This is a genomic window from Xanthobacter cornucopiae, from assembly GCF_043195065.2.
Taxonomy (GTDB): Bacteria; Pseudomonadota; Alphaproteobacteria; order Rhizobiales; family Xanthobacteraceae; genus Xanthobacter.
In genome coordinates this window covers 3,633,361-3,652,424 of record NZ_CM195531.1, presented here as the reverse complement: position 1 = coordinate 3,652,424, position 19,064 = coordinate 3,633,361, and the positions used below count along the sequence as shown (strand labels likewise).

Here is a 19,064-nt window from a genome sequence, read left to right as displayed (position 1 = left end):
CCATGCCGTGGCTCCGGGGGCGGTCTTCATCTCCTCGGCCGCGCGCGACGCACCCGCTTGTCCGCCGGGCGCGGGCGGGAATGTCGCGCGTGGATGGCGGCGGCGGCGCCGCCGGTCATGCCAAGGCGAGCCGCCAGCTCTGGGGAAAGGGCGTGCCTGCCATGTCCACTGGCCCCAGCGGATGGGCGAGCGGACGCTTCAGCACCCGCTTGACGATTTCCGGGATCATCACCGAGCCCACGTAGCGGCCGAGGCACTCATGGTGCCCGTAGCCGAAGTGGAGGTAGGTGTGGAAGGGCCGGTTGGGGCGGAACTGGTCCGGCGCCTCGACGAAGTCGGGGTCGAACATGGCCGACAGGCTGAGCGGCAGCAGCACCGTGCCGGCGCCGATCACCTTCTCGCGGGGGGTGCCCTGGGCCAGGGTGTAGGTGCTGGCCGCCGCCCGGAACATGAACGCCACGATGGGCGAGAAGCGCAGCGCCTCCCAGACGAAGCCGTCGAAGGCGGCATCGTCGCCGGCCACGGCGGCGGCGCGGGCGCCGCGCAGGGCCTCGGGACGGGCGAACAGCTCGGCCAGCGCGTTCACCACCGCCTCCGCCGTGGTCTCGATGGCGCCAATCAGCAGCCCGCCCACGTTGATGACCACCCGGTCCATGCCGAAATGGGCGCTCTCCGGCAGGTTGAGCCTGAGGATGCGGGTGAGCATGTCGTCGGGGGCCGTGCCGGCCTTGATCGCGGCGATGCGCGCCGGGATGAGCTGGGCGAACAGCGCCCTCAGCTTCACCCGCGACTCCTCCGCCGCCTGGTGGATCGCCTCGGCGTCGGAACGCCCGTCGTAGGGCAGGTTGTTGAACTGGTCCATCTGGTTGGCATAGGACCAGTCGAGCAGCTCCGCGTCCGGCCCCTCGATGCCGAAATAGCTCTGCACCAGCCGGAGCGGCACCAGGCGCGCCAGTTGCGAGACCACCTCGATCTCGCCGCCGGCGGCGGCATCGAGCGCGGCGTCGGCGAAGGTCGCCACCAGGGCGCGGACCTTGGGCAGGTCGTCGAGCGTGAGGATGGCGCGCATCACCGCCTTGTCGCGGTAGTTCACCGGCGTCTCGTCCTGCGCCAGCATGAAGTCGCCCATCTTGGGGCGGTACAGGTCCACCGTGAACACCTTGGGCACCGAGAGCGCCTCGATCACGTCGGCGCGCTTGGCGAGCAATGTCACCTCCGGCGTCTCGTAGATGGGGGCATGCTCGCGCAGCTCGGCGAAGAAGGCGTGCGGGTTCTCGGTGATGAGGGCGCGGGCGCGCGGCCAGCGGTCCTTTGGCGCCAGCGCCGCCAGCGCGTCGAGGTGGGGCGTCGCGGAGCGATGCGTCTTACTTGCCGCCGGCATGGGGACCCTCCAGCACCTTCAGATACTCGATGATGGCCGTGCGGTCGGAAGGCGAGAGCCGGGCCACCGCGGGATCGGGAAAGACGTGGCCGGCATTGGAGTTGCCGGGCAGGGTGGTGTCGAACAGGAACAGGCCGGCGCGCTCCTTCTCGGGGATCTTGTCGGCCTGCGAGACATAGCCGAGCTTCTGCGCGTCGTAGCGCTGCCCACCGACATAGAAGCGAGTGGGGCGCTCTTCGGGCGGCGACAGCAGGTCATAGACGGTGGGCACCGAGCCGTTGTGCAGGAATGGGCCGGTGGCCCACACCCCGGCCAGCGGGCCGGCCTTGTAGGCGGGCGGCGTGGTCCAGCCGCTTTGCGGCTTGGCGCTGCCGGGGGCGAAGCGCCAGCCGTAATAGGCGAGCTTGTCTTCGCCGGAGACGCCGAGGTTGCGCAGGTCGTTCTCGACGATGTTGCCGACCACGGTGATCAGCACCCGGCCGGCCGGCACCACCTTGGCGCCGTCGAACAGCGGCGCCAGGGCTCCCGTCTCGGCGGTGCGGGTGGCGAAGTTGGCCAGCATCTTGGGGTCGGTGCCGACGGTGGCGAGGTCCACCATCTTCACCGCCAGCCACTGCCGCCCGCCGACGGTGTCGGCGGCGGGGGTGAGGGGATAGTCGGGGCCGCCGTGGCAGCTGGCGCAATGCTGGGCGAACAGCTTGGCGCCGCGCTTGGCGCGCGAGGGGCTGACCTTGCCCAGCTCGCGCGGCCACGGCGGCGGCTTCAGCTCGCCGGCCCAGTTTTCCAGCGCCTTCAGATTCTCCACCAGCGCACCGGAGGCGAACGAGCTGGGCACGCCGGTGCCGATGGAGGGATGGCCGAACACCCCGAGCACCTCTCCCAGGTTGCGGCCGATGGGATTGCCGGCCACCCCGTTCCACTGCACGTAGCGCTGGTCCGGCGTGGTCCACAGGAAGGGATAGCTCACCGGCGCATCCGGCACGCGGAAGTTGGCGGGCTGGCCCAGGGCCTCGGCGGCCACCGCGTTCAGGATGTGGCCGAAGGCATCGAGCCGGCCGCGGCCGTAGGGTTGCGGCGTCCAGCCTGCCGCCTGGATGCGGCGGATCTCGGTGGCGGTCGCCTCGAGCGCCGGGCGCACCGCCTTCGGGTCGGCCTTCAGCCGGGTGGCGAAGCGCTGGAACTTCGAGGGATCGGCCAGGGTGGCGTCAAGCGCCCGGGACAGGCGGGCGACGAGCAACTGGAAGTCGCCGAGGGAGGCGCCGCCGTCGATGCGGATGCGTGTGTCGCCCGCCCGGATGTCGTTGGTGTGGCAGGCGGCGCAGGTGAGGCCGACCATGGGGCCGAAGGCGCCGCCGGGGCGCGGGTCCTTGGCGAAGCCGATGGGCAGGGCGTCGGGATTGAGCGGAGAGGGGCCGTCGGCAGGCAGGAATCCGGTTTCGGCGATATGCGCCGGGTCCAGAAACAGGCCATCGCCGTCCGGCCGCTCCAGCGCCGTCAGGAAGGCGTAGGGCAGGAGCTGGCTACCCTGCGGGGTGTAATAGAAGGCCTCCCGCCGGTCCTGTGACCACCCCTGGTCGAGGCTCACCACCTTCGTCGCGGCGCCGCTTTCGGCCGGCTCCCTGCGCACCACCGCGCCGGTCAGCGCCGCCAGGGCCACCACCGCGGTGAAGCCCCCAAGCGCGATCCATGTCGTTCGCCCCACCATGTCGCCCCCTTTTGTGCTGTCGCTCGTGCTGAGGCGCCCGAGGGCGCCGTGGCTGGAGGGAGAGCGCGAGCGGCGCCGCATCCTCTGCCGTGTGGATGGAGATTCGAGAGTGGACGGGCGCGCAACCTAGCGCAGAACCCGTCCCGGTTGAAACGAGGCGGCCGCGTCCATTGGCCCCGGCGCGCCGGGGCGGCCGGGCTCCACGGCCGGGGTTCCCGACAGGGTCAGGCCAGGGTCAGGTCGACGCTGCCGCGCAGGCGGGCCACCAGCTCGCCCTGGCGGCGGGTGTCGGTCTTCTCGTAGAGAGCCTTGAGCTGGCTGCGTACGGTGGAGAGCGCGACGTTGCGCTGCTGGGCGTAATCGGCCAGCGAGGCGCCCACCGCCAGGGCGGCGGCCAGCGCCGATTCGGCCGGGGTGAGATGGAAGGTGGTCTGCAGGCGGCGGGCGACATCGGCGCCGCCACGGCCGGGCGGGCGCACCACCACCGCGATCTCCGAGCGCTGGGTGAGGCGCGCCGCGCCCTCGCCCGCCGGCAGCGGATGCAGTGACACCCGGTAGGGGGCGCCGTCGTCGTGGCGCGGCAGCTCGATATGGTCGGCGTGGCTGAGCGTGGTCTCGCCACGCGCCGCCGCCAGCGCCTGGGCGACGGCGGCGCTCATCTGCCGGCCGGCCCGGGTGTCCTTGAAGGCGAGGCGGCCGCCACGCACGGCGATGTCGCCGCCCTTCAGCATGGCCTCGCCGGCCCGGTTCACATGGGCGACGTTGAGGTCGGCATCGGTGAGGAAGATGCCGGCGTCGACGATGTCGAGGGCGGCGCCGATGTCGGCCACCTTGGCTTTCGCCTCGTCGAGCAGGGCATAATATTCGAACGCGCGCCGCAGGTGCGGCACCACCAGGCCGAGGCGCTGCTTCTCCAGCGCGCCGAACGGGCCGGGCTCGCGCCCGCGCATGGCGGCGATGGTGGCCATCACGTCCGCCTCCTGGGCGAAGTAGGAGACCAGGGAGTGCTCGAGGTCCATGGGTTCCACCACCTCGCGGAACCAGGGGGTGGAGCGGAACTGGTCGAGGTCCACCCCGTCCTCGGCGCAGATGACGCGGCCCGGATTGGAGAGGATGTAGGACAGGCGTGGGTCTTCGGTGGCGTGGCGGATGATGAAGGTGCGATAGTCCTGGTGGTCGTGGCCGTACACGCGCCAGGTGGGCCGGCGGTCCGGCTGGAGGCTGTAGACGGCAAGCTGGGTCACCCGCCCGTTGATGAAACGGGTGATGTGCTCCAGAAGCAGGCCCCACTGGTCGGGGTCCCCCGACAGCTCGTACACGTTCTGAATGAGCCGCGAATACTGCTCAAGGTCGTCCATGTCCGCCCCAATCCCAGCTGTTCCGATCCCCGTCGCCCCGTATCCCGCTGCAGGCCGGGGCCTGAGTGGTGCGGGTGATGCGTTCCGGTGGCCTGCGTTCTGGTGTCCTGTGTCCCGGTGTCCTGCGTCCCGGTCTCCTGGCGCTCCCCGTCGGGCGGAAGCGATGACGCGCGACCGGCCGTTCCGGCGACGCCGGCGTGCGGTTGCATCGTGCCATTGCTCGCGCCGCGATGAAAGGCCCGCGCCCGGCCGTGGTCGCCGGACGGTCCCGGCGCGCTGATGCCAGCCTGCCGGAGCGGGCATGGCCACCTCATCCCCCATATTGAGGATGAAGCGTTCGAGGCGCCGTGCTGCGGTGATGGGCGAAGCGGCGGCGTGGCGAGGGGGCCTGGGGACGAGGAGCCGGACGCATCCGGAGGAGAGGCATGCAGATGAGCATTGGGCGTGACGAGGCCTGGCCGCCGCCGCAGGACGCGATCGGCGAGCGGGTGCGCGCCCTGGCGCTGGATGCCGGGGCCCGCCCCAGCGCCGCCGGATTCACGCGCCTGTTCCCGGCCCTGTCCGGCGCCGCCGACCGCCTGCCCGAGGGCGCGCGCACCATCGCCGGCCTGGTTCGCCTGGCCGCCGCCATGGCGGAGCCGCCCGGCCCGCCGCCCGAGCCGCGCCTGCGCACCCCCGGCGATGGCGCGCTGCCGGCGGCTTACACCTATCTGCTCGCCTTCGTGCTCAACGACCTGGTGATGGAGCGCACCTGGACGCCGCAGCGCGGAGCGCCCGATTTCGCCCCGCTGGCGGCGCTCGACGGGCTGTCGAATCGTCGCAGCGGCCGGCTTGATCTCGACAGCATCTACGATGCCCCCCGCGACCCGGCGGTGGTGCGGCGGATGCTGCTGGGCACCGTGAGCGCCGGCGGCGGGGCGGGGCTGGTGCGTCCACCCCGCAAGGGTGACCGCAACGATCTGCCGCGGGTGACCCGCAGCACCGAGCCCCGGCGCGACCGGGCCGCCCGCTGCGGCGACCCGCGCAACGACGACACGCTGATCCTGTCGCAGCTCCATGTCGCCTTCCTGAAGGCCCACAACGCCCTCATCGGCGCCGGCCGCACCTTCGACGGCGCCCGCCGCGCCCTGCGCCAGCGCTACCAGTGGATGGTGCTGTTCGATCTCCTGGCGCAGATCTGCGACCCGTCGGTGTTCGACGACGTGGTGGAGAACGGCCCGCGCCTGCTCCCGGCGGAACGGCCGGCGGACTCGGCCATGCCCGTGGAGTTCAGCGCCGCCGCCTTCGCCCTGGCGCCGACGATGATGCGCGCCAGCTACGACTACAACGTCAACTTCCACAATATCGAGCGCGGGGCGCTGGCGACCCGCTTCGCCCTGGGCACGGCGGGCCGTGGCCCGTCCAGCCTGCCGGAGCACTGGATCATCGGCTGGGAAGGCTTCCTGCCGCTGGAGGCGCGGGCCCCGCAGCGGGCGCGGGCCTTCGACACCCAGCTGGCCGGGGCGCCGCAGACGGTGGCCGCCATCGCCTCCCATCACCTCCTGGAGGGGTATCGCCTCGGCCTGCCCACCGGCCAGGCGGTGGCGCGCGCGCTGGGCATCGCCCCGCTCGCGGGCGCCGGGCTGCTGGACGCGCTGCCGGCGCACCAGCGCGAGGCGGCGGCCCCGTTCGCCGCAGCCACGCCGCTGTGGTTCTACATCCTGGCCGAGGCCGGCGCCGCCGCCGGGCCGGGCGGCGTGCACCTGGGCCTGCTGGGCAGCCGGATCGTCGTCGAGTCCATCTGGGCGCTGGTGCGCCAGTCCGACAGCTCGATCCTGGCCCCGGACACGCCGCTGGATTTCGATCGCTTCACCCTGAGCGATCTGGTGCTCACCGCCTGCGACCAGGATCTGTTCCCCGGCTGATGAGGCGGGTCGCTACGGCTGGTCCGGCGCGCCGTGGAAGCTCACGGCCAGGGCGGTCATGTCGTCGAACTGCGCCGCCTCGCCGGCGAACGCCTCGATGCCGTCGAGCACGCTGGTGACGAAGGGCGCCACCCGCAGGTGGCCCGCCCGCCGCAACGCCTCCTTGAGCCGCCCGTCGCCGAAGCGCTGGTCCTCGGGATTGGCGGCATCGGTGAGCCCGTCGGTGAACAGCATCAGCCGGTCGCCGCGCTGAAGCTGGATCCGGCGGGCGGAGAACGGTTGGTCCTCCATCATGGCGAGGGCAATGCCGCTGACCGGTGGCTGCTCGATTTCGCGCGTGGCGCGCAGCACCAGCGCGTCGCCATGGCCGCAGCTGCAATAATCGAGCACGCCGGTGTCGAGGTCGAGCACGCCGCAGAAGACGGTGACGAACAGGCTCTCGCTGTTGTTGGCGCACAGCAGGGCATTGGCGTCGGCCATGGCGTCCGAGAGGTCGCGTTCGTGGCGCAGCACGGTGCGCAGCACGGTTTGCGTGGCGCTCATGAACAGCGCCGCCGGGATGCCCTTGCCGGCGACGTCGCCGATGGTCACCACCAGGCGGCCGTCGGCCAACGTGAAATAATCGAAGAAGTCCCCGCCCACCTCGCGGGCGGGCCGCATCTCGGCATAGATGTCGGCGCGTCCGCCCAGCACCGCGCCGTCGAGGGGCGGCGGCAGCATGGCGCGCTGAATGGCGGCGGCATTGGCGAGCTCGCGGCGTTCGGCCTCGCGCACCATCAGCTCTTCCGCCAGGCGGCGGAACGAGGCGCTGAAGTTCACCAGCTCCGGCAGCGGGTTGCGCAGGTCGTCCAGCAGCCGCAGGTCGAAGGCGCGCCGTTCCAGGGCATTGAGGGCGTTGGCGTAGAAGCCGAACGCCCGGTTGAAGGTGGCGAACCGCTGGCCAAACTGGTGCATCACCGCCGCCAGCAGGCTGGGATGGGCCTGGGCCGCCCGCGCCAGCACGTCGGACGAGAGCTTGACTGCCGTCACCGCGGTGCGCGCCTTCACGTGGGCGGTCCGCTCGACCCCGGTGAAGGCACCGATTTCACCGATGATGGTTGGGCTTTCGCAGGCGGCCAGCTCCACCTGCTCGTAGGGGGTGTCGATGAGGACGTCGGCGATGCCTTCCACCATCAGCAGCGCGAAGGTGCTGGGGTCGCCCCGGCGGATCAGCAGCTCCCCCGGCGCAGCCTCGATGCGGGTACCGGAGGCCAGCAGCGCGGCCACGGCGTCCGGCGAAATGTCTTTGAAAAAGGGGAGGTTCGCCATGATGCGGGCCAGTCTTTCGCCGTCGCGGGCGCCGATGCGCCGGCCGGGAGCCCGGCTTGGATCACCGTCCGGGCGGGGGGTGTTTTCGTCTCCGGGGGGCGAGGGTGGCGTCATGGTGGGATCGCTGCCGGCCTGGAGCCCGTTCCCATCGAACCCTATCCGGTCCGATCGGCAAAGCGCTCTCGATTGCGTCGGGACCGGACGGCCCGGCTGCATCGCTCCGGGCGAATCCGTTTCTCGGGTGCGATCCACTATAGCTAAAGTTGAAGCGGAGGCGATTGGTTTCAGTTTACCTGCAGTGGCCCGCCTTACCCTCAATCCAGCTGCAGGGTCTGAATGGCGCGGTTCAGCACCGCGTAGAGCAGCGCCGTGGACCAGCCGAACATCAGCACGCCGTTGGCGGCGGTGATGGGGCCGAGCAGGCGCCATTCGTGGGCGGGCAGCACGTCGCCGTAGCCGAGCGTCGTGAAGTTCTCCAGGGCCAGGTAGAAGGCGATAGGCGCTGGCGCCGCCCCCACCAGGATGTAGAGCAGGGCCCAGACCATGCCCTGCAGGAAATGGCCGAGGGTGAGCACCGCCCCGGTGCCGCACATGACCGCCAGCAGCACCGGGACCGAATGTTCCTTCACCCGGCGGCGGGCCCGCCGCTGCAGGGCGCGCATCAAGAACAACGTGAGCACCGCCTGCATGGCGATGGTGATGGCGCTGACGAGGAGGCCGAACAGGATCTCGTCGAACTGCATGAAACCTCCCGCCTGAAATGCCCTGCAAGCTACGGTCCGCCGGCCGCCCACATGCCATGGTGTGGCAGCGCAGGCCAGCGCAGCATTGATCTTCGGCCCTTTGTGTGTATTTTGCGCCGCAAAACTCCCTCTTCTCAGGCGGGCCCGAGGAACTCGGTCTCGCGTTTTGGTGCTGGACGCTCATGAAGCTGCGCAATATCGCCATCATCGCCCACGTCGACCACGGCAAGACCACCCTGGTGGACGAATTGCTCAAGCAGTCGGGCTCCTACCGCGAGAACCAGCGCGTGGCCGAGCGCGTGATGGATTCCAACGACCTGGAAAAGGAACGCGGCATCACCATCCTCGCCAAGGCCACCTCGGTGGTCTGGAAGGACACCCGCATCAACATCGTCGACACCCCCGGCCACGCCGACTTCGGCGGCGAGGTGGAGCGCATCCTGAACATGGTGGACGGCGCCATCGTGCTGGTGGACGCCGCCGAGGGCCCCATGCCCCAGACCAAGTTCGTGGTGGGCAAGGCGCTCAAGATCGGCCTGAAACCCATCGTCGCCATCAACAAGGTGGACCGCTCCGACGCCCGTCCGACCGAGGTCATCAACGAGGTGTTCGACCTGTTCGCGGCGCTCGACGCCACCGACGAGCAGCTCGATTTCCCCATCCTCTACGGCTCCGGCCGCAGCGGCTGGATGGCCGACAGCCCGGAAGGCCCATCCGACCAGGGCATGGCGCCCCTGTTCGACCTTGTACTGAAGCATGTGCCGGCGCCGACCGTCAACGAAGGTCCGTTCCGCATGATCGGCACGCTCTTGGAAGCCAACCCCTTCCTCGGCCGCATGATCACCGGGCGCATCACCTCCGGCACGCTCAAGCCGAACCAGGCCATCAAGGTGCTGGCGCAGGACGGCTCCCTGGTGGAGCAGGGCCGCGTGTCCAAGATCCTCGCCTTCCGCGGCCTGGAGCGCCAGCCCATCGAGGAGGGCGTGGCGGGTGACATCGTCGCCATCGCCGGCCTCTCCAAGGGCACGGTGGCCGACACGTTCTGCGCCCCCGAGGTGACCGAGGCGATGGCGGCCCAGCCCATCGACCCGCCCACCGTCACCATGACCTTCATCGTGAATGACAGCCCGCTCGCGGGCACCGAGGGCGACAAGGTGACGAGCCGCGTCATCCGCGACCGCCTGTTCCGCGAGGCGGAAGGCAACGTGGCCCTCAAGATCGAGGAATCCACGGAAAAGGATTCCTTCTATGTGTCCGGCCGCGGCGAACTCCAGCTGGCGGTGCTGATCGAGACCATGCGCCGCGAGGGCTTCGAGCTGGCCGTCTCGCGTCCGCGCGTGGTGTTCCAGAAGGACGAGGCCACCGGCACCGTGCTGGAGCCCATCGAGGAAGTCCTCATCGACGTGGATGAGGAATATTCCGGTACCGTCGTGCAGAAGATGAGCGAGCGCAAGGCCGAGATGGTGGAGATGCGCCCCTCCGGCGGCAATCGCCAGCGCCTGGTGTTCTACGCCCCCACCCGCGGCCTCATCGGCTACCAGTCCGAATTGCTCACGGACACGCGCGGCACCGCCATCATGAACCGGCTGTTCCACGATTACGCCCCCTATAAGGGCGAGATCGCCGGCCGGGTGAACGGCGTGCTGATCGCCAACGAGCAGGGCGAGGCCGTGGCCTATGCCTTGTGGAACCTGGAAGATCGTGGCCCGATGATCATCGAGCCCGGCTGGAAGGTGTATCAGGGCATGCTGGTGGGCATCCACAACCGGGACAACGACCTGGAAGTGAACGTGCTCAAGGGCAAGAAGCTCACCAACATCCGCACCACCTCCAAGGACGAGGCGGTGCGCCTGACCCCGCCGATCCGCATGACCCTGGAGCGCGCCTTGGCCTGGATCCAGGACGACGAGCTGGTGGAAGTGACCCCCAAGTCCATCCGTCTGCGCAAGCGCTACCTCGACCCCAACGAGCGCAAGCGCAACGAGCGCAAGAGCGTGAGCGAGATGGCCTGAGCGCGGTTTCGCGTCCACCGATCGCATCGAGAAGGGGCTCGGCCGTGCGGCCGGGCCCTTTTTTCATGCCGGGGCGGGGCTCCGCCGCTCCGCGCCGCGGGGCGTTCGCCCGCTCGGGTCTGTCGAACCGGTCGAGCCGTGGCCCGGCGCGCCCCCGGGCTGGCGCGAAAGGCGGCGGCAACGGTGGCCTCTCGGGGACGTGATGCCCCAGTCCTGCGCCCGCCCTATGATGCCGGCGGGCGGCCCGGATGGCAGGGCGCCCCGCGGAGGCGACACCATGAGCTTCGTTCCCTGTCCCGATCCCGAGCCCGGAGATGCCGCCGGCTGCGCGGCGGTGGAAACCGTCCTGGTCCCGCGCCGTCGCGACATTGGCGGCATGGAGGTGGGCCGCGTGCTGCCCTCCACCCAGGGGCAGATGATCGGCCCCTTCATCTTCTTCGACCGCATGGGGCCGGTGCGCTTCGGCCCCGGCCAGGCGGAGGATGTGCGGCCCCATCCGCATATCGGCCTCGCCACCGTCACCTACCTGCTGGAGGGGGCGATGATCCATCGCGACAGCCTCGGCACCGAGCAGGTCATCACCCCCGGCGCGGTGAACCTGATGAGCGCCGGACGCGGCATCGTGCATTCGGAGCGCCATGGCGACCGGGTGAAGGCGGATGGCGGCGCCCTGTCCGGGGTGCAGTTGTGGCTGGCGTTGCCGCAGGCGGCCGAGGACGGGCCGCCGACCTTCGTCCATGCTGGAGCCGAGGCGCTGCCGCTGCTGGAGGACGCCGGCGTCTCGGCGCGGGTGATCCTGGGCACGGCGTTCGGCGCGCGCGCACCGGTGCCGCTGGCGGCGTCGGCGGTCTATGTGGATGCACGCCTCGCCCCGGGCGCCATGCTGCCGGTGGATGCCGAGCACGAGGAGCGCGCACTCTATCTGCTGGAGGGCGAGGTGGAGGTGGACGGCACGGTGTTCCCGGCTGGCCGCATGTTGGTGATCCGCAACGGTCTCGTCACCCAGGCCCGTGCCCGCACCGCCGCGCGGGTGCTGCTGCTGGGCGGGGCCGCGCTGGAGGGGCCACGCTATATCTGGTGGAATTTCGTCTCGTCGCGGCTGGAGCGCATCGAGGCGGCGCGCGAGGCGTGGCGGCAGGGGCGGTTCGACCTCATTCCCTCCGATCATGCGGAGTTCATTCCCGCCCCGCAGGATGGTCCCGGCCGCCCCCGTCCGCAGCGCCCCCGGTCCGGGCCGGCCGCGGCTTAAAGAGGGGGAACTCCCCATCGCCTGAGGGCGCCACGGCGGGATGAAACCGTGGCGTCGCTTCCGTGCGCAGCACCACGCACGCGATGTTCCGATGGCGGTTCACAGGGCGGTTCGTGGCCTCCGTGGTCACCCCGGGGGCGGGAACCGGCTTCCGATCGCGCCGCCACCCAGAGCGCCGACGCCGCGTCCGGGGCCCCGCTCCCCGGCGTTTCAGGGAACTGCCCCTGGAAGGCTGCCGCATCGCTCCGTCAGGTCCGGCGTGGTGGCCGGGTCCGCTAGGCGTGGGGGCGCCTGGCCTTGCCCTCGCGCGGCTTGGCCGTCGCCGTGGCTGGCGGTTCGGCGCTGGTGCCGCACATGGTGGAGGGCGTGTCGCGGACCATGGATGGCGGATCGCTGGCCGGAAAGCTCTGCTCCAGCTCGGCGTCGAGCTGGCGCCCGATGGCCTCCGGTGTGCGGCAAGCCGCAGGCGCGGGGGCCGGCTTGGGCGCGGTGGCCTGGGGCCGGTCGGGGCTTCTGTGATGGGTCATGGACTGCTCCCTGGCCGCGCGGCGCCGGGCACTGCCGGCGGCCGTGAGGCGGCCTTGTCCCTCAACGGCGGCCGGCTGGCGGCGTTCCCGGGCGCCCGGTCACGATTTCACGAGCACCGCCGCGGGGAAGGCGTGCAGCAGGGCTGCCAGCTCGATGTGACCATGCTGGCCGCTCAGTTCCCGTCCGGTGAGGGCATCGCGGAAGATGAGGTCGCCGGCGTCGTCGGGCAGGCGTATCCGCGTATCGTCCCAACGGCCGGGCGCCACGCGCGGCAGGGCGGCCTCCGGCCCGAGGAGCGCGGGCGCCAGCCGGGTCACCACGGTGACGACCAGCGCGTCGCGGTGACGGCGGGCGAACGCCAGGGCGTGGGCGGCGTGGGGACCGTCCACCGCCAGCGGCTGGTAGTTGCCGTCGCGGAATAGGGCCGGCTGGGCGGCGCGCAGGCGCAGCAGGCGGGCGATGGTGGCCTGTTTCACCCGCCCGTCGTGGAAGGTCTCGAGGAGAAGCTGGGGGCTGGCGCCGACCGTCAGGCTGGCGCCGCGCGCCAGATAGTCGACCGCGCGGGCGCTGTCTCCGTCCTCCAGGCCGAGATCCCAGAATTCTGCGCCCTGGGCCAGCTCGGGAACGCCCGGCACGGTGTGTTTCAGCACCGTGTGGGACAAGGCGTTGACGACACTGGCGGAGGCGAGCCGCGCCACCGTGTCGGCGATCAGCCGGCGTGCCGGCGCGCCGGCCGGCGCCTGCAGCAGGGTGGACAGGAACTGGGCGCAGCCATGCTCATACCCGGGGTCGCCCAGGAGCGGCCCGGTGCGCCGGCGGGCGGCGCGGATCGCCTTCAGCCACCAGGGCTGCAGCCGGTCATGGAGGTCGCCGAGGCCCAGCGCATCGTCCGGCCGCAGGGCCAGCGGCCAGGCGCCGACCAGGGTCTGGAGCAGGATCACGGCGTCGGCCGGCTCCGGGGCGGCGCCATCGGCCAGGCGGGAGCGGAACGACCGGGTGGATTCCAGCATCTGCCGCAGCACGCTGTCCCACTCCCGGGGCACGGCGCTGAGCACCGCGAGCCGCATCCGCGCATCCTCGCCGCGCTTGCGGCCGGGGCCGGCGGTCGAGGTGAGCCCGTGCGGCGCCTGGACCGCCCGCGCCGCCATGCGGGTGTGGAAGTCCTCCGGCCCGAGGCCCAGGCGCGCGGGGTCGGCGCCCGGCTCGTTGCGTGAGACCAGACGGCCGTAGCGGTAGAGCAGCATGTCGTCCATGGCCACGCGGTCGAGGGCGGCGGTGAGCTGCTGGAACGCCGTGATGGCGTGTTCCCGGGCGCCCGCGCGCTCGAAATCCCCCATCTGGCGCGGGGCCTCGCCGCCGAGCCAGCCAGCGAGATGATCCGCGGCCGCCGCGTCGAGGGGCGCGATCCACCGCCGGGCGCGGGCGAGGGCGGTGGCGAACAGGGCGGCATCGGCGGCGTCGAAGCCGTTGAGCCCGGCGTAGGTCCGGCGCGCGGTGAGCGCCACCGCGACCTCGCTCACCACGCGCTCGACGGCGGCGAGGGTGATGTCGCGGGTGTGCAGGTCGCTGAGCGCCACGGCGTGGAGCGCGCGCGCCACCGCCTTGAGCTGCCCGCCGAAGCTGGCGCGCAGGGCCTGGCGGCGGGCGGCCGCGCGCTGGTCGTCGTAGCGCTGGCGCTCGCCGGTGGTCGAGGTCCACAGGTCGGACAGCGCGGTGGCCCCGGCGGGATCGTGCAACACCGCCCCCAGGGCTTCCTGCGCCTCGGCGCCGCTGGTGCCGGCCACGCCCCAGTCGCGGGGGCGCGCCGTCTCGCCTTCGGCCACGGTGGCGGCCACGAGGTAGGGCGTGCCGGACAGTCCCGCGGGCCGCCGACTGGCGGCGCCCTCGAGCTTTAACCTGAGGCGCCGGGCATAGCCGGCGGGGTCTGCGAGCAGGTCCCAGTTCTGGATGACGAAGCCGTCCGCCAGTCCGTCCCCGAACAGCCGGACGACGGTGCCATGGGTGGCGTCGAAGACGTCTGGCCGCTCGACGCGGATCGCCGCCAGCAGCGGGCTGTCCGGATGGCGCCGCCAGTTCTGGGCGTCGGCGGCGGTGCCCCACCATGAGAGGCGATAGGCCTGCCGCTCCAGCAGCCGGTGCAGGCGGGCGCGCCCCGCTTCGTCACGCCCGTCGAAGGCGCCGATGGCGGCCGCGACCAGCGCGCGCCCTTCCGGCTTGGCTGCCAGGGTGCAGAGATGCTGCCGGGCGGCCGCCACCTCCGCCGCCGGAGGGCGCAGGCGCGGCAGCCGGATGAACGGTGCCGCCAGCCGGTCGGCGCCGGAGAGGCCCGCCGCTTCCAGCAGCGGGCCGTAATCCAGTGGCGAAATCGGGAAGGCGTGCTCCTGGTGGCGCACCAGGAAGGCGCCGCGGGCAGCGTCGAAGGTCAGTTGCAGGGCGCCGGCCGCGAGGGCCGCGCCGTAGGGCCGGTCCAGCAGCGGCACCAGCAGCTTGTCGCGCGCGCCCGCGTCGGCGCCCTGCCAGTCCACGTCGAACCATGGGGCGCGGGCGCTGTCGCGGCCCCATTCCAGCAGGTCCAGCCAGCTCGCGTTGTCGGCTCCGCCGACGGCCATGTGGCCCGGCGCCAGGTCGAGGATGAGGCCCATCTGCCGGCGGCGTAGCGCCGTCACCAGCCGCTGCAGCGCCGCCTCGCCGCCGAGGCGGGGACAGACGACGTCGTGGTCCACCACCCCGCCGGCAAGGCCCGGGCGGGTGGCGAGGATCGGCGAGGCGACCACATGGCTGAGGCCGAGATCGGCGAAATAGTCCACCTGCGCCACCGCCGCGTCCAGCGGGAAGCCTTGATGGAACTGGAGGCGGATGGTGCCGCGGGGGACCGTCACGAGAGACCCGGTGCGTTGCGGCGGGAATGGGGGCGGGAGGTGCGCGTCTCCCCGGGGCGGCCGGTGCAACGTGGGCGGGCACCGCAGGAGATGGCGCCGGCGGCGCGCACCACTCCGGCCGGCGTGACGACGCTGCGAAACGCTCGAACCCTCACCCCATGGCCCCCTTGCCTCGGCGGATGCGTTCCGGCGCGCGACCTCCCCCGCCGTCGCCCGCCGGCGACTCCGCCCTCTGTCCCGCGTTGCGCCGCGATAGTAGAGGCTTTTCGCGGCCGGTTGAAACGCGAAAACGCGCTCGCGCGGCGTCGGCGCGGCGGTTGCTTAACGCGCGACGGCCGCCGGGGCGGTGCCCGGCGGCCGTCAATGCGGCGGATGTCCGGCCGGGCCTGCCGCTCCGGCCGGACAGGCTCAGTGCCCGAAGGCCTTCACCACGTCCTCGGTGACCTTCTTGGCGTCGCCGAACAGCATCATGGTGTTGTCGCGGAAGAACAGCTCGTTCTCGACGCCGGCGTAGCCCGCCGACATGCCGCGCTTGATGAACAACACCGTCTTGGCCTTCTCCACGTCCAGCACCGGCATGCCATAGATGGGCGAGGCTGGATCGGTCTTGGCGGAGGGGTTGGTGACGTCGTTGGCGCCGATGACGAAGGCGACGTCGGCCTGGGCGAACTCGGAGTTGATGTCCTCCAGCTCGAACACCTCGTCGTAGGGCACCTGGGCTTCCGCCAGCAGCACGTTCATGTGCCCGGGCATGCGGCCCGCCACCGGGTGGATGGCGTACTTCACCTCGACGCCCTCTTCCTTCAGGAAGTCGGCCATTTCGCGCAGGGCGTGCTGGGCCTGGGCCACGGCCATGCCGTAGCCGGGCACGATGATGACCTTCTCGGCGTTGCGCATGATGTAGGCGGCGTCGTCCGCCGAGCCCTGCTTCACCGGGCGGTCTTCCGCCGATCCGCCAGGTCCGGCCGCGGCGGCATCGCCGCCGAAGCCGCCGAGAATGACGGAGACGAACGAACGGTTCATGCCCTTGCACATGATGTAGCTGAGGATGGCGCCCGAGGACCCCACCAGCGCGCCGGTGATGATGAGCGCGGTGTTGCCCAGGGTGAAGCCGATGCCGGCCGCGGCCCAGCCGGAGTAGGAGTTCAGCATGGACACCACCACCGGCATGTCGGCGCCGCCGATGGGGATGATGAGCAGGCCGCCCAGCACCAGCGCCAGGATGGTGATGATCCAGAACAGGCCGATGTGGCCGGTGGCCACGAAGGCGATGATGAGCACCACCAGCAGCAGGCCGAGGCCGGCATTGATGAGGTGCCGCGCCGGCAGCATGATGGGCTTGCCGCTCATGTTGCCGTTGAGCTTGGCGAAGGCGATCAGCGAGCCGGTGAAGGTGATCGCGCCGATGGCCACGCCCAGCGACATTTCCACGAGGCTCGCCCCGTGCAGGTGGCCCGGGTCGCCGATGCCGAAGGCGCGCGGCGCATAGAGCGCGGCCGCCGCCACCAGCACCGCGGCAAGGCCCACCAGTGAATGGAAGGCCGCCACCAGCTGCGGCATGGCGGTCATGGCGATGCGCTTGGCCACCACTGCGCCGACGCCGCCGCCGATGCCGAGGCCGGCGATGACCAGCACCCAGCCGACGACGTCCGACGGCGGCTGCAGCGCCAAAGTGGTAAGCACGGCGATGGTCATGCCGACCATGGCGAACAGGTTGCCCTGCCGCGAGGTGGTGGGATGGCTGAGGCCGCGCAGGGCGAGGATGAACAGGACGCCCGAGACGAGGTAGAGCAGGGCGGCGATATTGGCGTTCATGTCGCGCGCCTCACTTCTTCTTGGAATACATGGCGAGCATGCGGCTGGTCACGAGGAACCCGCCGAAGATGTTCACCGATGCGAGGATGAGGGCGATGAAGCCGAACGCGCGCGCCCACCAGGCGTGCGAGGCGTCGCCGACGGTGGAGACGCCCACGGCAAGCAGCGCGCCCACCACGATCACCGACGAGATGGCGTTGGTGACGCTCATCAGCGGGGTGTGCAGCGCCGGGGTCACCGACCACACCACGTAATAGCCCACGAACACCGCCAGCACGAAGATGGAGAGGCGGAACACGAACGGGTCGATGGCGCCGCCGGTGGCGGCATGGGCCACCGCGCCAAGGGCGGAGGCCGCCTGGTCGGCGTAGATCTGCGCCGCCTCGGCCGCCTGCCGGGCGATCTCGGCCGCGGCGCGCGCCTGGGCGGCGGCGTCGGCTGCGGTTTCAGCAGTCACGGGGCTCATTGCGCGGCTCCATCGGTCTTCGGCGCAAAGTTGGGGTGCACGACGGCGCCGTCGCGGGTGAGCAGGGTGGCTTTCACCAGCTCGTCGTCCCACTTCACCGCCAGCGTCTTGGCCGACTTGTCCACCATGGTCTCAAAGAAGTTGAACAGGTTCTTCGCGTAGAGCGGAGACGCGGAGGCGGCCAGCCGGCCCGGCATGTTGTGATGGCCGATGATCTTGACCCCGCCGATCTCGACCACCTGGCCGGCGACGGAGCCCTCCACATTGCCGCCGCGCTCCACCGCCAGGTCGACCACGACCGAGCCGGGACGCATGGAGGCCACCATCTCCGAGCTCAGCAGGCGCGGCGCCGGCCGGCCCGGGATGAGCGCTGTGGTGACCACGATGTCCTGCTTCTTGATGTGCTCGGCGACCAGGGCCGCCTGCTTGGCCTGGTATTCGGCCGACATGGGCTTGGCGTAGCCGGTGGCGCTTTCCGCCTGCTTGAACTCCTCGTCCTCCACCGCGATGAACTTGGCGCCCAGCGAGGCCACCTGGTCCTTCGAGGCGGGCCGCACGTCGGTGGCGGTGACGATCGCGCCGAGCCGGCGCGCGGTGGCGATGGCCTGCAGGCCGGCGACGCCCGCGCCCATCACGAAGATGCGCGCGGCGGGCACCGTGCCGGCGGCGGTCATCATCTGCGGGAAGGCGCGGCCGAACTCGTAGGACGCGTCGATGATCGAGCGATAGCCGGCGAGGTTCGCCTGGGACGACAGCACATCCATCACCTGGGCACGGGTGATGCGCGGCATCAGCTCCATGGCGAAGGCGGAGATGCCGGCCCGCGCCATGGCCGCCAGCGCGGCGTCGTGGCCATGCGGGTCCATGATGGCGAGCACCAGGGCTCCCGATGTATACAACGAAAGTTCGGCTTCCTCTGGGCGCCGCACTTTGAGTACCACTTGCGCACCGGACAGGGCATCCGCCGCGGATGCGGCAAGGGTGGCGCCGGCGGCGACATATTCGGCATCGAGGATGCCGGATTTGATGCCCGCGCCGCTCTCGACGACGACGGTGCCGCCGAGGGCCACGAGACGCTTCACCGTATCCGGGGTCGCAGCGACCCTCGGCTCGCCGAGGTCAACCTCGGCGACGACAGCGATTTTCATCTGAGATGTCTCCAGTGCTCCGCGCCTTCTAGGGCTCAGAGGAGGAAGATCCACATAAGGACGAGGACGGCGGCGACCGAAACGGTGCCCCATTTGGTGAGCGCCGTGAACAAGGCGTATGTGCGCAGGTGCTCGGCATAATCATTGCCGTCGGCGGTGGCGTACTCGATCGTCGCATGATCCGCCATGTTGTTCTCCCTCCGGCGCATAGCCTCTACGGGCTTTATCCGAGGCTCCGACATCTGGCAACCGCTGTCGGCAGCGTACTTCAGCGTACAATGGAGTGTGGTCGCTCGCCAAGGCGCAAACACCCTCCGGAGGCCGATTTTCAACTATACGTTCTTGTTTTGTTCAAGGTCGGGTGTTAGATTTTGATTCATGAACCTGAACGCTCCCTCCCGCCCCGTTTTGCAGCCGGCGCTTCCCGACCTGGAGGGCGTTCCGCGCTATCGTGACCTTGAGGCCGCGGCGCCGCCACCGAAGGCGCGGCAAGCGCTGACCGGAGCGATCCGGGCGCAGCCCGCCAGGACCGGGCAGCCCAAATCGGTGGCGCCGCCCACGCCCACGC

14 protein-coding genes are annotated in these 19,064 nt (G+C 71.0%); 3 read left to right on the top strand and 11 right to left on the bottom strand.

Going from position 1 to position 19,064, the window contains the following annotated elements; all coding sequences use genetic code 11:
* Positions 1-115 precede the first annotated feature (115 nt).
* From V5F53_RS16125 to V5F53_RS16115, 3 genes are all read right to left on the bottom strand, one after another.
* Complete coding sequence (locus V5F53_RS16125) at positions 116-1,381, bottom strand: cytochrome P450 (RefSeq protein ID WP_393994849.1); 1,266 nt, start codon at positions 1,379-1,381, stop codon at positions 116-118.
* Positions 1,365-3,086: a di-heme-cytochrome C peroxidase gene (locus V5F53_RS16120; RefSeq protein WP_393994850.1), complete on the bottom strand. Its 1,722-nt coding sequence runs from the start codon at positions 3,084-3,086 to the stop codon at positions 1,365-1,367. Before V5F53_RS16120 ends, V5F53_RS16125 begins: the two co-directional genes overlap by 17 nt.
* A gap of 224 nt (positions 3,087-3,310) precedes the next feature.
* Positions 3,311-4,444: a helix-turn-helix transcriptional regulator gene (locus tag V5F53_RS16115; protein ID WP_393994851.1), complete on the bottom strand. Its 1,134-nt coding sequence runs from the start codon at positions 4,442-4,444 to the stop codon at positions 3,311-3,313.
* Positions 4,445-4,875: 431 nt separating this feature from the next.
* Here V5F53_RS16115 and V5F53_RS16110 point away from each other — a divergent pair, with 431 nt between their 5' ends.
* A complete protein-coding gene (locus V5F53_RS16110; protein WP_393994852.1) occupies positions 4,876-6,348 on the top strand; it encodes a peroxidase family protein in 1,473 nt (490 codons plus the stop codon).
* A gap of 12 nt (positions 6,349-6,360) precedes the next feature.
* Here V5F53_RS16110 and V5F53_RS16105 read toward each other — a convergent pair whose 3' ends face one another.
* Both V5F53_RS16105 and V5F53_RS16100 read right to left on the bottom strand, forming a co-directional pair.
* Positions 6,361-7,656: a PP2C family protein-serine/threonine phosphatase gene (locus V5F53_RS16105; RefSeq protein WP_393994853.1), complete on the bottom strand. Its 1,296-nt coding sequence runs from the start codon at positions 7,654-7,656 to the stop codon at positions 6,361-6,363.
* Positions 7,657-7,970: 314 nt separating this feature from the next.
* Complete coding sequence (locus tag V5F53_RS16100; protein WP_393994854.1) at positions 7,971-8,399, bottom strand: ion channel; 429 nt, start codon at positions 8,397-8,399, stop codon at positions 7,971-7,973.
* Positions 8,400-8,581: 182 nt separating this feature from the next.
* Between V5F53_RS16100 and typA the strand changes: the two genes are divergently transcribed.
* Both typA and V5F53_RS16090 read left to right on the top strand, forming a co-directional pair.
* Positions 8,582-10,411: a translational GTPase TypA gene (gene typA / locus V5F53_RS16095; protein WP_393994855.1), complete on the top strand. Its 1,830-nt coding sequence runs from the start codon at positions 8,582-8,584 to the stop codon at positions 10,409-10,411.
* Between the two features lie 277 nt (positions 10,412-10,688).
* A complete protein-coding gene (locus tag V5F53_RS16090; protein WP_393994856.1) occupies positions 10,689-11,660 on the top strand; it encodes a pirin family protein in 972 nt (323 codons plus the stop codon).
* Between the two features lie 275 nt (positions 11,661-11,935).
* Here V5F53_RS16090 and V5F53_RS16085 read toward each other — a convergent pair whose 3' ends face one another.
* From V5F53_RS16085 to V5F53_RS16060, 6 genes are all read right to left on the bottom strand, one after another.
* The gene (locus V5F53_RS16085; protein WP_393994857.1) at positions 11,936-12,187 is read right to left on the bottom strand and encodes a hypothetical protein; all 252 of its coding nucleotides are present in this window, start codon (positions 12,185-12,187) and stop codon (positions 11,936-11,938) included.
* A gap of 99 nt (positions 12,188-12,286) precedes the next feature.
* Complete coding sequence (gene treY, locus V5F53_RS16080) at positions 12,287-15,067, bottom strand: malto-oligosyltrehalose synthase (RefSeq protein WP_393994858.1); 2,781 nt, start codon at positions 15,065-15,067, stop codon at positions 12,287-12,289.
* A gap of 408 nt (positions 15,068-15,475) precedes the next feature.
* A complete protein-coding gene (locus tag V5F53_RS16075; protein ID WP_393994859.1) occupies positions 15,476-16,882 on the bottom strand; it encodes an NAD(P)(+) transhydrogenase (Re/Si-specific) subunit beta in 1,407 nt (468 codons plus the stop codon).
* A 10-nt stretch (positions 16,883-16,892) separates the two neighbouring features.
* On the bottom strand, positions 16,893-17,348 hold the full coding sequence (locus V5F53_RS16070; RefSeq protein WP_393994860.1) for a proton-translocating transhydrogenase family protein: 456 nt from the start codon (positions 17,346-17,348) through the stop codon (positions 16,893-16,895).
* Positions 17,345-18,496 carry a Re/Si-specific NAD(P)(+) transhydrogenase subunit alpha gene (locus V5F53_RS16065; RefSeq protein ID WP_393994861.1) on the bottom strand — a complete coding sequence of 384 codons (1,152 nt, stop codon included), beginning with the start codon at positions 18,494-18,496 and terminating at the stop codon, positions 17,345-17,347. Before V5F53_RS16065 ends, V5F53_RS16070 begins: the two co-directional genes overlap by 4 nt.
* Before the next feature lie 35 nt (positions 18,497-18,531).
* The gene (locus V5F53_RS16060; protein WP_393994862.1) at positions 18,532-18,684 is read right to left on the bottom strand and encodes an aa3-type cytochrome c oxidase subunit IV; all 153 of its coding nucleotides are present in this window, start codon (positions 18,682-18,684) and stop codon (positions 18,532-18,534) included.
* Positions 18,685-19,064: the final 380 nt, after the last annotated feature.

Coding starts and splice junctions, on each gene's coding strand:
- V5F53_RS16125 (WP_393994849.1), bottom strand. CDS start 1,381: ATGCCGGCGGCAAGTAAGACGCATCGCTCCGCGACGCCCCACCTCGAC.
- V5F53_RS16120 (WP_393994850.1), bottom strand. CDS start 3,086: ATGGTGGGGCGAACGACATGGATCGCGCTTGGGGGCTTCACCGCGGTG.
- V5F53_RS16115 (WP_393994851.1), bottom strand. CDS start 4,444: ATGGACGACCTTGAGCAGTATTCGCGGCTCATTCAGAACGTGTACGAG.
- V5F53_RS16110 (WP_393994852.1), top strand. CDS start 4,876: ATGAGCATTGGGCGTGACGAGGCCTGGCCGCCGCCGCAGGACGCGATC.
- V5F53_RS16105 (WP_393994853.1), bottom strand. CDS start 7,656: ATGGCGAACCTCCCCTTTTTCAAAGACATTTCGCCGGACGCCGTGGCC.
- V5F53_RS16100 (WP_393994854.1), bottom strand. CDS start 8,399: ATGCAGTTCGACGAGATCCTGTTCGGCCTCCTCGTCAGCGCCATCACC.
- typA (WP_393994855.1), top strand. CDS start 8,582: ATGAAGCTGCGCAATATCGCCATCATCGCCCACGTCGACCACGGCAAG.
- V5F53_RS16090 (WP_393994856.1), top strand. CDS start 10,689: ATGAGCTTCGTTCCCTGTCCCGATCCCGAGCCCGGAGATGCCGCCGGC.
- V5F53_RS16085 (WP_393994857.1), bottom strand. CDS start 12,187: ATGACCCATCACAGAAGCCCCGACCGGCCCCAGGCCACCGCGCCCAAG.
- V5F53_RS16075 (WP_393994859.1), bottom strand. CDS start 16,882: ATGAACGCCAATATCGCCGCCCTGCTCTACCTCGTCTCGGGCGTCCTG.
- V5F53_RS16070 (WP_393994860.1), bottom strand. CDS start 17,348: ATGAGCCCCGTGACTGCTGAAACCGCAGCCGACGCCGCCGCCCAGGCG.
- V5F53_RS16065 (WP_393994861.1), bottom strand. CDS start 18,496: ATGAAAATCGCTGTCGTCGCCGAGGTTGACCTCGGCGAGCCGAGGGTC.
- V5F53_RS16060 (WP_393994862.1), bottom strand. CDS start 18,684: ATGGCGGATCATGCGACGATCGAGTACGCCACCGCCGACGGCAATGAT.